This window comes from Pseudomonas sp. SDT291_1_S447 (assembly GCF_054070155.1).
This window is the reverse complement of record NZ_JBSVXS010000053.1, coordinates 21,070-36,159: the sequence shown is the minus strand read 5'-3', so window position 1 is coordinate 36,159 and position 15,090 is coordinate 21,070. Positions and strand designations below refer to the sequence as shown.

Annotated in this window: 13 protein-coding genes; 7 read left to right on the top strand and 6 right to left on the bottom strand. The window is 58.0% G+C overall.

From position 1 onward, the window contains the following. Positions 1-177: 177 nt before the first annotated feature. Positions 178-2,370, top strand: a complete 2,193-nt coding sequence (locus ACW9IR_RS17345) for a TonB-dependent siderophore receptor (RefSeq protein WP_457464368.1) — start codon at positions 178-180, stop codon at positions 2,368-2,370. A 265-nt stretch (positions 2,371-2,635) separates the two neighbouring features. Here ACW9IR_RS17345 and ACW9IR_RS17340 read toward each other — a convergent pair whose 3' ends face one another. The 3 genes from ACW9IR_RS17340 to miaE form a co-directional block, all read right to left on the bottom strand. Next, positions 2,636-3,922: an ATP-binding protein gene (locus tag ACW9IR_RS17340; protein ID WP_457464366.1), complete on the bottom strand. Its 1,287-nt coding sequence runs from the start codon at positions 3,920-3,922 to the stop codon at positions 2,636-2,638. Further along, positions 3,923-4,630 (bottom strand): winged helix-turn-helix domain-containing protein, encoded by a 708-nt coding sequence (locus ACW9IR_RS17335; RefSeq protein ID WP_457464364.1) that lies wholly within the window; start codon positions 4,628-4,630, stop codon positions 3,923-3,925. A gap of 141 nt (positions 4,631-4,771) precedes the next feature. Then, on the bottom strand, positions 4,772-5,374 hold the full coding sequence (gene miaE / locus ACW9IR_RS17330; protein ID WP_102902034.1) for a tRNA-(ms[2]io[6]A)-hydroxylase: 603 nt from the start codon (positions 5,372-5,374) through the stop codon (positions 4,772-4,774). 159 nt (positions 5,375-5,533) lie between these two features. Between miaE and ACW9IR_RS17325 the strand changes: the two genes are divergently transcribed. Continuing rightward, positions 5,534-6,397 (top strand): universal stress protein, encoded by an 864-nt coding sequence (locus ACW9IR_RS17325; RefSeq protein ID WP_038366282.1) that lies wholly within the window; start codon positions 5,534-5,536, stop codon positions 6,395-6,397. Positions 6,398-6,556: 159 nt separating this feature from the next. On the opposite strand, the gene ACW9IR_RS17320 is transcribed toward ACW9IR_RS17325, so the two are convergent. Continuing rightward, positions 6,557-7,027 (bottom strand): DUF1289 domain-containing protein, encoded by a 471-nt coding sequence (locus tag ACW9IR_RS17320; RefSeq protein WP_038366489.1) that lies wholly within the window; start codon positions 7,025-7,027, stop codon positions 6,557-6,559. A gap of 468 nt (positions 7,028-7,495) precedes the next feature. Between ACW9IR_RS17320 and acnB the strand changes: the two genes are divergently transcribed. Continuing rightward, a complete protein-coding gene (gene acnB, locus ACW9IR_RS17315) occupies positions 7,496-10,105 on the top strand; it encodes a bifunctional aconitate hydratase 2/2-methylisocitrate dehydratase (RefSeq protein ID WP_095120281.1) in 2,610 nt (869 codons plus the stop codon). 176 nt (positions 10,106-10,281) lie between these two features. Here the strand turns inward: acnB and ACW9IR_RS17310 are convergent, their stop codons facing one another. Both ACW9IR_RS17310 and ACW9IR_RS17305 read right to left on the bottom strand, forming a co-directional pair. Further along, complete coding sequence (locus ACW9IR_RS17310) at positions 10,282-11,562, bottom strand: HAAAP family serine/threonine permease (RefSeq protein WP_110720491.1); 1,281 nt, start codon at positions 11,560-11,562, stop codon at positions 10,282-10,284. Between the two features lie 531 nt (positions 11,563-12,093). After that, entirely contained in the window at positions 12,094-12,288 is a 195-nt protein-coding gene (locus tag ACW9IR_RS17305) for a hypothetical protein (protein ID WP_095047463.1), read from the bottom strand. Positions 12,289-12,528: 240 nt separating this feature from the next. Here ACW9IR_RS17305 and ACW9IR_RS17300 point away from each other — a divergent pair, with 240 nt between their 5' ends. The 4 genes from ACW9IR_RS17300 to ACW9IR_RS17285 all read left to right on the top strand — a co-directional run bounded on the left by ACW9IR_RS17300 (position 12,529) and on the right by ACW9IR_RS17285 (position 14,929). Next, positions 12,529-12,912, top strand: coding sequence for a tautomerase family protein (locus tag ACW9IR_RS17300; RefSeq protein WP_457464361.1), 384 nt, complete (start codon positions 12,529-12,531; stop codon positions 12,910-12,912). Positions 12,913-13,130: 218 nt separating this feature from the next. Beyond that, positions 13,131-13,655 carry a cysteine hydrolase family protein gene (locus ACW9IR_RS17295; RefSeq protein ID WP_457464359.1) on the top strand — a complete coding sequence of 175 codons (525 nt, stop codon included), beginning with the start codon at positions 13,131-13,133 and terminating at the stop codon, positions 13,653-13,655. A gap of 347 nt (positions 13,656-14,002) precedes the next feature. Continuing rightward, on the top strand, positions 14,003-14,485 hold the full coding sequence (locus ACW9IR_RS17290; RefSeq protein WP_457464357.1) for a DUF4822 domain-containing protein: 483 nt from the start codon (positions 14,003-14,005) through the stop codon (positions 14,483-14,485). 15 nt (positions 14,486-14,500) lie between these two features. Beyond that, entirely contained in the window at positions 14,501-14,929 is a 429-nt protein-coding gene (locus tag ACW9IR_RS17285; RefSeq protein ID WP_150708393.1) for a hypothetical protein, read from the top strand. Positions 14,930-15,090 lie beyond the last annotated feature (161 nt).

Sequence of the window (15,090 nt, the reverse complement as noted above, 5' to 3'; positions counted from 1 at the left end):
GTTTCAGTCAGTATTGCGTCGACTGACACAGCGCCTTCGCGAGCAAGCTCGCTCCCACATTGCCAACTCCATAGGGCATTAAATCTTTGAGCTGTTCAGTTCCCTTTTCCCGCACTCGTTCGGTTAACCCCCAAGAAGCACTTCACCTACCGATCGATTCGATGCAAAGGGATCTCCATGTCGCACGTCCGTTTCGCCCTGTGCCCGTTGGCACTGGCCCTGCTGAGCATTTCTGCCAACGCCGCGGAAAAAACCGCCCAGACCTTGCAACTGGGCGCCACCAATATTTCCGCCCAAGGCCTCGGCACTACCACCGAAGACACCCGCTCCTACACCACCGGCGCGATGTCCTCGGCCACCGGCCTGCCGCTGTCGATCCGCGAAACCCCGCAGTCGGTGACGGTGATTACCCGTCAGCAAATGGACGATCGTGGCGTGCAAAGTGTCGGTGATGCGCTGCGCAATACCCCCGGCATTTCCATGCAGAAGTACGACAGCGACCGTACCGAGTTTTCCGCGCGCGGCCTGGCGATCACCAACTTCCAGTACGACGGCATCAACATTCCCTACGATGGCGTGTACGGCGAGAACCCGAATAACGGCGATGACGCCGCGAGCATCGATCGTATCGAAATCATCAAAGGCGCCACTGGCCTGATGACCGGTTCCGGCGACCCGTCGGCCACGGTCAACCTGATCCGCAAGAAGCCGACCAAAGAGTTCAAGGCTTCAATCAGCGGCACGGTCGGTTCGTGGGATGCCTACCGCACCGTCGGTGATATTTCCGGTTCGCTGACTGAATCGGGCAATGTGCGCGGACGTTTCGTCGGCGCTTATTCAGATCAGAACTCTTACCTGGATCACTACAGCCAGCGCAAAGACCTGTTCTACGGCATCCTCGAAGCCGACCTGAGCGACGACACCCTGCTGACCTTCGGCGTGGACAAATCCAGCACGACCCCGCGCGGTTCGTCGTGGACCGGCAACCCGGTGTATTTCGCCGATGGCGGGCGCACTGATTTCGGGCGGCACTTCAACTCTGCCGCTGACTGGAGCCGCCGCGATTTCGACAACATCACCTATTTCGCTTCGCTGGAACAGGCGTTGGCCAACGACTGGAAATTCAAGGTCAGCCTCGACCAGAAAACCACCGATCACGACACGCGTCTGGCCTCGGCCAGCGGTGGCAATCCGAATCGCGCCACGGGCGAAGGCATGTTCATGTACTGGGGGCGCTGGGAAGGTCATCGCGTGCAGAACACCGCTGACGTCAACGTCACCGGCCCGTTCACGCTGGGCGGTCGCGAGCATGAGCTGATCGCCGGGGTCATGACCTCGCATTCGCGCCAGACCGGCGCGACCTACGACACCAGTGCGTTTTCCGAAGTCCCGGGGAGCATTTACGACTGGGACGGCAATCTGCCGAAACAGGACTTCCCGAAGAACGGCAAATACGAGCGCACCCAAAGCCAGAACGGTATTTACCTGGCCACGCGACTGCGCCCGACCGACGATCTCTCGGTGATTCTCGGCAGCCGCTTGAGCACGTTCAAATACAACGAAGACTACCGCTACAACCCCGGCGCCGGCCTCGACGATACCCACACCAGTTACAAGGAACACGGCGTAGTCACACCGTACGCCGGGGTGATTTATGACCTCGACGACACCTACTCGCTGTATGCCAGCTACACCAGCATTTATCAGCCGCAGACCTACAAAGACGCCAACGGCTCGACCCTTGCCCCAGTCGAAGGCGACAGCTATGAAACCGGTTTGAAAGCGGCGTATTTCGACGGTCGCCTCAACGCCAGCCTGGCGTTCTTCCGCATCGAGCAGGACGGCGTTGCCGAGTCGATCGGCACCAACGCGGTGACCAACGAAGGCATCTACAAAGCCATCGACGGCGCCACCACCAAAGGCGTGGAGCTGGAACTGGCCGGCGAACTGGCCGAAGGCTGGAACCTCTCCGCCGGCTACACCTACGCGCGCACCCGTGATGCCGATGAGCAGCGCATGTACGGTTATCCGTTGTCGACCACCAAGCCCGAGCATACGGTGCGCACCTTCACCACTTACCGTTTGCCCGGCGTGCTGGACAAGGTCACCGTCGGCGGCGGCGTGAGTTGGCAGAGCGCGTTCTACGGCAAGATCTACAGCGCCCCGGCCGGCGACTACACGCGGATCAAACAGGGCGGCTACACCCTCGTCGACCTGATGAGCCGCTATCAATACAACGAGCACCTGAGCTTCACGGTCAACGCCAACAACGTGTTCGACAAGCGTTACCTGACGGGTCTGGGCAACTTCGACACCACGTTCTACGGTGAGCCGCGCAATTTGATGCTGACGACCAAGTGGGATTTCTGATTCTGGGCTGAAACAGCGGCGCCACGGATGGCCCCATCGCGAGCAGGCTCTCTCCTACAGGGGGTCTGCGCTGTCTACAAATTTTGAGCAAGACACAAAACCCTGTAGGAGTGAGCCTGCTCGCGATAGCGGTGGGTCAGCCGCAAAAATGCTGATTGAACTGACCCCTTCGCGAGCAAGCTCGCTCCCACAGTGATCTGCGGCGCTCACAAATCCAATGTGGGAGCGAGCTTGCTCGCGAAGGGGCCGGCGCAGACAACGGCATTCAATCCAGATGCGACCAGGTCATCCGGAACGACGCCCCACCCCAAGGCGAATCGCCCACTTCAACCTGCCCACCATGGGACTGCGACACGCGGCGCACCAACGCCAAACCCAAGCCAAACCCACCCGTACGCCGATCGCGACTGGCATCCAGCCGCGAAAACGGCTCGAAGATCTTCTCCCGCCCATGCACCGGCACGCCCGGCCCATCGTCGTTGACCCGCACTTCGTAATAATCACCGGTGCGCACCAGCGTCACTTCAACCCGTTGCTCGGCGTAGCGAATCGCATTGCGCAGCAGATTGATCACCGCTCGCGCCATAAATCGCGGTTCGATACGCACGGTGTCGAGCCGGCAATCACCGATCAGCAACTGCACTCCCGCCGCTTCGGCCTCCAGCGCCACGCTGCCGACCACACTGTCGAGCCAATTGGCAGCTTGAATGTTTTCGCGTTTGATCACCGTCGCGCCGCGCTCAAGGCTGGCGTAGGTCAACAGTTCCGAAACCATTTCCTCCAGCTCGCCGAGGTCGGCATACATATCGGCAATCAGCTCGCGGTTCTGGCTTGGGTCCGACTGCTGCTTGAGCTGATCAAGCTCAAACGACAACCGCGCGATCGGCGTGCGCAACTCGTGGGACACAGCATTGGTCAGCTCACGCTGATTGGCGATCAGGCCTTCGATGCGCGCCGCCATCAGGTTGAAGTGCTCGGCCAGATCGCGGATGTTCGAGCGTTTCGACAATTGAATGCGCACCGACAGGTCGTTATCGCCGAAACGCTCGGCGGCCAGGCGCAGTTTCTCCAGATCACGCCAGTGCGGACGCACCCAGAAAAACAGGACGAAGCCGATCAGCACAGCAATCATCAGGTAGGCAGCGGCGATGTAGAACGGCATCAGGCTCGGCTCGGCCGGCAAACGGATGCTGAGCAGTTGCGGGCCATCGTCAATGGCGGAAATGTACTGGCTGTACTTGTCGCGGATCACCAGCAGCCCTTTGGCCAGCTCGGCTTTTTCCTCGTCGCTGAGGGCCAGTTCAGAGGTATCGACCAGCGTCAGCCCCAAACCGTAATGCGGGCGAATCGTTTCCAGCTGCTTTTCCCGGGCCGGGCCATCGAGGTCACGCAACTGCTGAGCCAACGTCCACGCTTGCCCCCGCACAGCCTCGCGGTTGTAGTCCTGCATCTGATAATCGAGCAAGGCATCAAAAGTGCGCTCGACCGTCTGCAACGCCAGCACCAGACCTATCGTCATGACCAGAAACAGCCCGAGAAATAACCGCAGCATCTACAGCTCCCACGCGAACGGATTGAACAGATAACCCTTGCCCCACACGGTTTTGATACAGATCGGCTCGCGGGGGTTGTCCTTGAGCTTGTTGCGCAGCTTGCTGATGTACACGTCGACACTGCGGTTGAGCCCGTCGAAGGCGATCCCGCGCATGCGATTGAGGATATCGTCGCGCGACAGCACTTTGCCGGCCGCGCTGGCCAGCAACCACAGCAGCTCGAATTCCATGGTGGTCATTTCGATGACCTCGCCCGCCAGCCGCACTTCACGGCAACTGCGGTCGACGCTCAACTGGCCGAACTCCAAAAAACTCACCACGTTGCTGTCCGGTACCTGCCGCCGCTGCAGCGCCCGCAGCCGGGCCAGCAACACTGGCGGCTTGATCGGTTTGATCACGTAGTCATCGGCGCCGGACTCCAGACCGAGGATATGGTCGAGGTCATCTTCCTTGGCGGTCAGAATCACGATCGGCGTGTCCGACACGCTGCGAATCTCCCGACACACGTGCAGACCGCTCTGCCCCGGCAACATCAGGTCGAGCACCACGACTTTCGGTTTGAACTCGAGAAAGGCAGCCACGGCCAGATCACCGCGATGCACTGTGCGCACCTCGTAGCCGTGTTGTTCAAGAAAGTGGGCGATCAGCGCAGCAAGGCGCTCATCATCTTCCACCAGCAGGAGCTTGCCAAAACCCAGGTTATCCATAACGACCGTCTGCCACCCATGTGTGAAGTGGTCGGCATTATGGCGGCAATCGCGCTGAAGGCGTTTGCTTCAGGCAGCAAAAACCGGCCGCTGGGGCCGGTTTTCGGTGATGTTTCATACTCTTAAGAGTTTTTAACAATCTTATGCAGGCACGCCGCTGTGGAAGCGAAACTCTTCATCCGGCGACTCGATCAGTTCCTGCTCGGCGGCACGGACCTTGTCGATGACCTGAGCAATATCCTTCGCATCACCGTACTGATAGGCCAGCTTCAGATAACCCTGAAAATGCCGCGCCTCGCTTTTCAGCAGGCCAAAGTAGAACTTGCCGAGTTCTTCGTCCAGATGCGGCACCAGCGCTTCGAACCGCTCGCAACTGCGCGCTTCGATAAACGCGCCGACCACCAGCGTATCGACCAGTTTCACCGGCTCATGGCTGCGCACCACCTTGCGCAAGCCCGAGGCGTAACGACCGGCGTGGAGCTGGCGCAGTTCGATCTTGCGCCGTTTCATGATGCGCATGACCTGCTCGTGGTGCACCAGTTCTTCCCGGGCCAGACGCGACATCATGTTGATCAGGTCGACATGGGAATGGTACTTGGCAATCAGGCTCAGGGCGGTGCTGGCGGCCTTGAACTCGCAGTTCTTGTGGTCGATCAGCAGGGTTTCCTGATCGGCCAGTGCAGCCTGAACCCAGGCGTCGGGGGTGCGGCAGCCAAGGAATTCGTGGATTTCGGGAAGGATCATGGGGCTCACGGTAAAAGGTGTTCGAGCGAAGGGGGCCGATTATACCGGCCTGTCCGCAGACCACCAGCGGCTGGCGTTGATATGCATCAAGTCGCAGCCTCATGAGCAGCAACTATAGTTGTGCAACGCCGTGCCTTTTCTTTGCTGGAGACTCCGCTCATGCAAGCCATTCGCAGCATTCTGGTGGTCATCGAACCCGAACATTCGGAAAGCCTGGCGCTCAAGCGCGCCAAGTTGATCGCCGGCGTGACCCAGGCCCATCTGCACCTGCTGGTGTGCGACAAGAAACACGATCACGCCGGCATGCTTGGCGTGCTCAAGGCTGCGCTGGTGGCCGATGGCTACAGTGTGACTACCGAGCAGGCGTGGAACGAGAGCCTGCACGAAACCATCATCGATGTGCAGCAGGCCGAGGGTTGCGGGCTGGTGATCAAGCAGCACTTCCCGGACAGTTCCCTGAAAAAAGCCCTGCTGACCCCGGCCGACTGGAAACTCCTGCGCCACTGCCCTACCCCGGTGCTGCTGGTGAAAACCGCAGGTTCGTGGAAGGACAAAGTGATTCTGGCGGCGGTTGATGTGGGCAATGCCGATGGCGAGCACCGGCATTTGCACACGACGATCATTGATCATGGCTATGACATTGCCAGTCTGGCCAAGGCGCATCTGCACGTGATCGCTGCGCATCCATCACCGATGTTGTCGGCTGCAGACCCTACGCTGCAACTGAGCGAAACCATCGAGGCGCGTTATCGCGAGCAATGTCGGGCGTTTCAGGCTGAGTTCGATGTCGATGATGAGCATCTGCACATCGAGGAAGGCCCGGCGGATGTGTTGATCCCGTTCATGGCGCACAAGCTGCAGGCAGCGGTGACGGTAATTGGCACCGTGGCGCGTACGGGGTTGTCCGGGGCGTTGATCGGCAATACCGCGGAAGTGGTACTGGATGCGCTGGAGAGCGATGTACTGGTGCTCAAACCGCAGGAGGTTGAGGATCATCTGGTGGAGCTGGCGGTGAAGCACTAAACCTCCAGATTTGAAATGCGATCCCTGTAGGAGTGAGCCTGCTCGCGATGGCGTCCTGTCAGTCACCACCTTCTTGAATACACTACCGCTATCGCGAGCAGGCTCACTCCTACAGTTGGAATGCATTCCCCTGTGGGAGCGAGCCTGCTCGCGAAGCTTTCAGGCGCCAAAGGCGTCTTTGAGGAATCCGGGGGCGATGTAGCGCTGATAGTGCGCTTCCGACAGCAGGAAGAATTCCCGATCAATGGCATCACGCAATTCCGGCAGGTTCCAGTCGCGAAACTCCGGCAGCAACACCATCCCGTAGGCTTCCAGATTAATGATCACCCGCGCGCCACGGGCGATCAGCTGATACGCCCAGCAATACTCCGACTGATGTGGCACGAAGCGGATCTTGCGCTGTTCCAGCTGCTCGCGCAGGCGCGCCGAATCGAAAATCTCGACCTTGCCCGCCATCACTTGTGACAGCAATTGCTCCAGACGCAGCCACACTGCACGCTTTTCCTCCTCGTTGTACCCATTCCAGTGGATCACTTCGTGGTGGAAACGCTTGCAGCCACGGCACACCAGATCACCGTAAACAGTGGAGCAGAGGCCGACGCAGGGGGTCTTGATGGTCTGATTGGGCATAAGATAGGCAAAACACTGAAACGCGGAACAGGTCGGCATGTTAGCCCTTTGTCGGGCATTGATCACCCCTCAAACATCAGGGTCTCAGCCACACCGAGTGTTTGCCCCGGCCGCGCGCATTGCCACGAAAGTCCAATAGAGCGCGACTTACCTTTAAATTTTTTTTGCCGTAGAATCAGCCAGCCTTTTAAGGCGCCAATGTCCGTTAGAAGCTGTTTTCAAAGCGTCACGAGCACAGTCGTTCCTTCAGAGCGGTGTTGGCGAGGGATTTTTCCAGCGGGGAAAAATCCAGCGCCAACCCTCATCAGCTCCCCGTTCTGCAGGCGTAAAACTTTGAAAGCAGCTTCTGTAAGGAATTGCCGGTAATTCTGGCCGAACGACCCACAACGTCGTGAGGAGCATGAGTACGGCAATTTCGGGATGAGCGTCCCGGACACCCATTTGGGACCACTGATGAGGGTAATAACTGTGCTTGAAGCCTACCGCAAACATATCGAAGAGCGTGCAGCCCTGGGTATCGTTCCCCAGCCGCTTAACGCCGAACAAACAGCAGGCCTGGTCGAGCTGCTGAAAAACCCTCCGGCTGGCGAAGAAGAATTTCTCGTTGACCTGATCACCAATCGCATTCCACCAGGCGTGGACGAAGCGGCCTATGTCAAAGCCGGCTTCCTGTCTGCACTGGCCAAGGGCGAAGTTTCCTCCCCTCTGCTGGACAAAAAGCGCGCTGTAGAACTGCTTGGCACCATGCAGGGCGGCTACAACATCGTCACCCTGGTTGACCTGCTGGACGACGCCGAGCTGGCGCCAGTCGCTGCCGCGCAACTCAAGCACACCCTGCTGATGTTCGATGCGTTCCACGACGTCGCGGAAAAAGCCAAGAACGGCAACGTTCACGCCAAAGGCGTACTGCAATCCTGGGCTGACGGCGAGTGGTTCAAGAACCGCCCGACTCTGGCCGACAAGATCAGCCTGCGCGTTTTCAAGGTTACCGGCGAAACCAACACCGACGACCTGTCCCCTGCTCCTGATGCCTGGTCGCGTCCAGACATCCCGCTGCACGCCCTGGCCATGCTGAAAATGGCCCGTGACGGCATCGTTCCTGATCAGCAGGGCGCCATCGGCCCGATGAAGCAGATCGAAGAAATGCGCGGTCAAGGCTTCCCGATCGCCTACGTCGGTGACGTGGTCGGTACCGGTTCGTCGCGTAAATCGGCCACCAACTCGGTGCTGTGGTTCTTCGGCGACGACGTTCCTTACGTGCCGAACAAGCGCGCTGGCGGTTTCTGCTTCGGCAGCAAAATCGCTCCGATCTTCTACAACACCATGGAAGATGCCGGCGCACTGCCAATCGAGTTCGACGTTTCCAACATGAACATGGGCGACGTGATCGACCTGTACCCGCATGCTGGCAAAGTCTGCAAACACGGCACCGACGAAGTCCTGACCACCTTCGAGATGAAGACTCCGGTGCTGTTGGACGAAGTTCGCGCCGGCGGCCGTATCCCGCTGATCATCGGCCGTGGCCTGACCGAGAAGGCTCGCGCCGAACTGGGTCTGCCACCGTTCGACCTGTTCAAAAAGCCAGAAGCCCCAGCTGAAAGCACCAAGGGTTTCACCCTGGCGCAGAAAATGGTTGGTAAAGCTTGCGGCCTGGCAGAAGGCCAAGGCGTTCGTCCTGGCACCTACTGCGAACCGAAGATGACCACCGTAGGTTCTCAGGACACCACTGGTCCAATGACCCGTGACGAACTGAAAGACCTGGCGTGCCTGGGCTTCTCCGCTGATCTGGTAATGCAGTCGTTCTGCCACACCGCGGCCTATCCGAAGCCGATCGACGTCACCACCCACCACACCCTGCCTGACTTCATCATGACCCGCGGCGGCGTTTCCCTGCGTCCGGGCGACGGCATCATCCACTCGTGGCTGAACCGCATGCTGCTGCCGGACACCGTGGGTACCGGTGGTGACTCGCACACCCGTTTCCCGATGGGCATTTCGTTCCCGGCCGGTTCCGGTCTGGTTGCGTTTGCCGCTGCCACCGGCGTTATGCCGCTGGACATGCCGGAATCGATCCTGGTGCGCTTCAAAGGTAAAATGAAACCTGGCATCACCCTGCGTGACTTGGTTCATGCCATTCCTTACTTCGCCATCCAGAACGGTCTGCTGACCGTTGAAAAGAAAGGCAAGAAAAACGCCTTCTCCGGCCGCATCCTGGAAATCGAAGGTCTGGAAGGTCTGACCCTGGAGCAGGCGTTCGAACTGTCCGACGCCTCGGCCGAACGTTCGGCTGCCGGTTGCACCATCAAGCTGTCGAAAGAATCGATCACCGAGTACCTGAACTCCAACATCACCCTGCTGCGCTGGATGATCGGTGAAGGTTACGGCGATGCGCGTACCCTGGAACGTCGTGCTCAAGCGATGGAAGCCTGGGTGGCCAACCCGGAACTGATGGAAGCCGATGCCGACGCCGAATACGCCGAAGTCATCGAAATCGATCTGGCCGACATCAGCGAGCCTGTACTGTGCGCGCCGAACGATCCGGACGACGCCCGTCTGCTGTCCAGCGTTGCTGGCGAGAAGATTGACGAAGTGTTCATCGGTTCGTGCATGACCAACATCGGTCACTTCCGCGCTGCCGGTAAACTGCTGGATCAGGTCAAGGGTCAGCTGCCAACCCGTCTGTGGCTGTCGCCGCCGACCAAAATGGACGCTCACCAACTGACCGAAGAAGGCTACTACGGCATCTACGGCAAGGCTGGCGCACGCATGGAAATGCCAGGCTGCTCGCTGTGCATGGGTAACCAGGCACGCGTTGAACCGAACAGCACCGTGGTGTCGACGTCGACCCGTAACTTCCCGAACCGTCTGGGCGACGGCGCGAACGTCTACCTGGCTTCGGCCGAGCTGGCGTCCGTTGCTTCGATCCTGGGTCGCCTGCCGACCGTCGAGGAGTACATGGAATACGCTGGCAAGATCGACAGCATGGCGGCCGATATCTACCGCTACCTGTCCTTCGACCAGATCGCCGAGTTCCGTGAAGCTGCTGCGAACGCCAACATCCCGGTCGTTCAAGCCTAACGTAACAACGCAATGAAAAACGCCGCCCATCGTGAGATGAGCGGCGTTTTTTTATGCCTGATGGAGGGTGGTTGCCTGTTCGGGCCTCATCGCTTTCGCGAGCAAGCTCAGCTCCCGAGCCAAAAAAAACCGCTGTGCCCGGGCAGGCACAGCGGTTTTTATCGATTGAATCCGTGTTACATCGTCAGCTTGTAAACCAGTGCAGAAATCGCTACCAGACCTACCGCCGTCACAAACACGTTAGACGCCTGGCCACGATAGCGCGCCATCGCCGGAACCTTGCGAATGGCATACATCGGCATCAGGAACAGAATCGCCGCGATGACTGGGCCGCCGACGGTTTCGATCATGCCCAGAATGCTCGGGTTCAGGGTCGCCACGATCCAGCAGATCACCAGCATGAACGCCGCCACGATGCGATCAAGCGCTTTGGCACTTGGGCGCTTACCGCTCTTGACGATCAGTCCTTTCAGGCCTTCGCTGGCACCGATGTAGTGACCGAGGAACGACTTGGAGATCGCCACAAACGCAATCAACGGTGCCGCAAAGGCGATGGTCGGATTGCTGAAGTGGTTGGCCAGATAAGACAGGATCGACAAATTCTGCTCTTTGGCTTCCGCCAATTGCCCTGGCGACAACGTCAGTACGCAACTGAACACGAAGAACAGCACCATCAGCACCATCAACGCGTGTGCGCGGGACAGGATCTGCGAGCTGCGCTCTTCAGCGTGGACGCCATAACGACGTTTCTGATCAACCGCAAATGCCGAGATGATCGGCGAGTGGTTGAACGAGAAGACCATCACCGGAATCGCCAGCCACAGCGTATGCAGCAGTGCGGACGGCGCCGGCACCTGCGATGCCGTGGTCAGGATGCCGCCGTTCCAGTGCGGAATGAGGTAAACGGCGAGGAACAACAGCGCGACAATAAATGGATAGACCATCAGGCTCATGGCCTTGACGATCGCCTGCTCGCCACAACGCACCACCGCCAGCAAACCGAGAATCAGCACGAACGACAGCAGCGCGCGCGGTGGCGGCGTGATGTGCAGTTGATGTTCGAGGAAACTGGCGACCGTGTTGGTCAGGCCGACGCTGTAGATCAGCAGGATCGGGAAGATCGCGAAGAAGTACAGCAGCGTGATCAGTGCACCGGCCTTGATGCCGAAATGTTGCTCGACCACTTCCGTAATGTCGGCACCTTCGCGACCGGACAGCACGAAGCGGGTCAGGCCACGGTGCGCGTAGAACGTCATCGGGAAGGCCAGCAGCGCAAGGACCACCAGCGGCCAGAAGCCACCCAGACCTGCGTTGATCGGCAAAAACAGGGTGCCGGCGCCGATGGCCGTCCCAAACAGTCCCAACATCCAGGTGGTGTCCTGGCGATTCCAGCTCGAAAGTTCAGCGGGTGCTACTGCATCAAAGCGTTGATCAACGCTTTTGGCCTGATCATTCATCCGGTCGGATCTCCGCATTCCGGTCACTTGCCACTCGGTCAGGACGCGTCGGAAAAAACCGACAGACATGCTCCGGCCGAAACAGGGGCGCGATTCTCCGTGATAAATGAGCATAAGCAAAGACTTAGCTGAGGAATGGTTGTACGGAGCAGATCAGTGGGATGTCGTTTTCGGGAAAATAGCTGTCGTACAAAGGCACGTTAAATGTCGTTTTTCGGTATGCCTCTGCGAGCTCATAGAGTTATTTCAGATCGAACGAAGAACTATCGTCCCGATTGTGATGACGACAAGCGCAAATACTGCCCCCAAACCGAACCTGAGTAATTCTGAGCGAACTTCCGCCGGTGACAAACCTCTGGCCTCTTCAGCGAACTCGGCGTCCTCTCGTCGAAGTCGTTCAGCTCTGGCTTTAGGGTCCTCTATGTACATGTTTATTGTCCTTTGCGAGGTCACGAGACCAATCTGTTATGTAAACCGTTGTTAAGCATCCGGAACGCTTGAACGCAAGCAATGATGTGTGAAACGCTTCATTTAAAGCTTGGTCAATATCCCGAATACAGCTGTAATCGCAGTCAGCAGCCCCGTGCCTACTGCTACCGGGTACCAGAACCTTTCTCGCTTTAATTTGTTTTCCTCAGCCATAAGCTTGCGCCTCTCGACAATGAGCTTGCGTGATTCGTTTTGTAGTCTTTCGAGTTCCAGATTTTCCCGATCATTCTGAAGCATGCGCCTTCCTTGGCTGTTGGCAGCCGTTACCTTGGCTGCTTTGTACCCTCATGATTTCGCATTGATCACCTGCCGGGTAGCGGACGAGTCTGGCGGTTTCGTAGGCAAAATCCGTGAGTAAAGTAGGCAGCCTCATACAGTGACTTTTAAGGAACTGCGTCGAGTTCAAGTCCCCAATCCTTTCAATTTGCCCCACATCATCTAGCGTGAGATGAGTCCCCTGCCCTGCGGAGCCTTCCCATGCCACTGGTTCGCGTCGACATCCAGCAAAACCCCGATCCCGATTTCGCCAAACGCATCGGCGAGCAGATCTACATCGCCCTGCGCAGTTGTATCGATGTGCCCGAGCACGACAACTTCCAGATCCTCACCGAGCACGACAGCCAGCACTTCGTCTACGACCCGCAGTATCTGGGGATCCAGCGCAGCGATGGCGTGGTGTTCATTCAGATCACCATCAGCGAAGGACGCCCGGTGGAGAAAAAGCAGTTGCTGTTCAAAACCATCGCCGAAAGCCTGCACACACAGTTGGCGGTGCGCCTGGAAGACGTGTTCATCAATCTGGTCGAGGTCAAGAAAGAGAACTGGTCATTCGGCAATGGCATCGCGCAGTACGTCACTTGATCCGCTCGTTGACAGCCCGATACCGGGGCCAGCATGATCGGCCCATGAACATTCGCGCGCTGCAACTCACCCGTACCACCACGACCGCCACCGGCGGGTCGTGGTGTTTCTGTCTGAGGTAAACCCAGCGCAGCAAACCCAAGGCCCCGCCAGCAATGGACGGGGCCTTGTTGTTTCTCCCGTCCGTGCGGCATCTGCAGCACCCAAGGAGAAACACCATGCCCGCAGCACTGTTGATCATCGATATGCAGGTCGGTCTGTTCCACGGACCGGAAAAGCCCTATCAGGGCGAACGGGTTCTGGCCAACATCCGGCGCCTGGTCGCTCAGGCCCGGGCGACTCAAGTGCCGATCTTCGCCGTGCGCCACACCGGCCCGGATGGCTCACCGATTGCCGCTGGCAGTCCATTCTGGCAATTGTTGCCAGCGCTTGAACTGGACGCTGACATCGACACCCTATTCGATAAATTCCGACCCAATGCTTTCCATGGCACTGACCTTGCGCGGCAACTCCAGGCCGCACGGGTAGAAGAGCTCTATGTGGTCGGCATGAAAAGTCAGTTCTGCATCGACAGCACCTGTCGCAGCGCTGCCGATCTGGGCTTCAACCCCTTGCTGGTCGCCGATGCCCACACTTGCATGGACACCGCCGAGCTATCCGCCGAAGCGATCATCAAACATCACAACGCCACCCTCGGTGCCGCCTTCGCACGATTAGTCGACAGCGCTGAAGTGACGTTCTAAGGAAGCCTCCCCTGCAATTGACGCAACCTGACTTGCTGCGGTTGCGTCAACCCAGACATTTGTTACGGCGTCCCTTGTCCTACAGCATCGTGCAATTAGTCACTTACAACAGCGACGGCAACTACAGAAAACACTAACAAACAAGTGAATCAACCAACAATCTTTCAGAATATTCCTACAACTTAAACAGCTAAAAACATTCACAACAAAATATTACTAAAAACTCAATATCAGCCATTTGTTACAAACAACTACCCAGCCATTGAACAATATTCCACGGCAGGTCTATATTTTTATCGCCCTGAATTCGAAGACCAATAATTGAAGTGTGATCAAGAGGACGCAGCATGCAAAAGAACATGATGACCGGCCTGCTGTTGGCCTCACTGCTTGCCCCGCTCGCCAACGCCAATGCCGACGTCCGCGAGCTGGCTTCTTCGCCGCGATGGCTGACCACCAAGGTCTACATCGACGGTGCCCCGGAAACCGACGTCAAAGCGAAGTACCCCGGCGTCGTTGGTATATCGACGTGGGATCCCGAGCGTAATCGATACGAGTTCTTTTACGCCGATACCGGCGAATCAAAGTACAACAACGGTGGTGGCGGTTATTTCTTTGTCACAGGCGATCAGCAACAGCACATTCTTGTACCGGATATCGGCCCGAGCAAAACAGTTGTCAGGCGCCTGGAAACATTGAACGACCGTGAGTTCACTTATTCTCGTGAAGTCCCCCGCGACATGGTCGACAACAATCCTCTCGTGCGCATTCATGTCGTTCATGCGCCCTATACCGGAACAATAGAAACCAAGTCCGCCATCAAACAATAAAACCAGGAGTTCGCTATGCAAAAGCCACTTAAAACCCTGCTGATGTCGACGTTACTGATTTCTTCTGTCTATTGCGCCGGGGTCAGCGCACAAGCTGCCACCCAGCCCGCAAAAAATGCCGTCGCCACTGCCGACAACGCAATGATGCTGACCGTGTTTCTGAAACATGATCAAACCCGCCCGTTAAGCGAACTCAAGGCCCAGCTCGCGCAACAGGGTTTCCATAAAACGTTCCCCCCGGCCGGAGTCGAAGTGGTGAGCTGGAACATCATGATGGGGATCGGCCAGGTCGTGACCGTGCGCTTTCCTGTCTCGCGTCTGGCGGAAGTGAACCTGGCGCTGGAAAACACCGCATGGGGCAGTTACCGAACCGAGTTCTATCCGACCTACGATATCAAGCCACTCGCGATGGCTGAACAAGCCAAAGCCCAAGCGGCTCAATGATACCGACAGCACACCGGATCACCGGTGTGCTGCCAGCCTTGCTTCTTGTCCGAAGCCGTCCAGAATCAAAGCACTACTGCGCGAATGACAACGATTGCCAAGTCGCTGCGGATTCAGCACTCTGAAACAACTTTCGCGACCACCCCGCAGACGTTCACAGG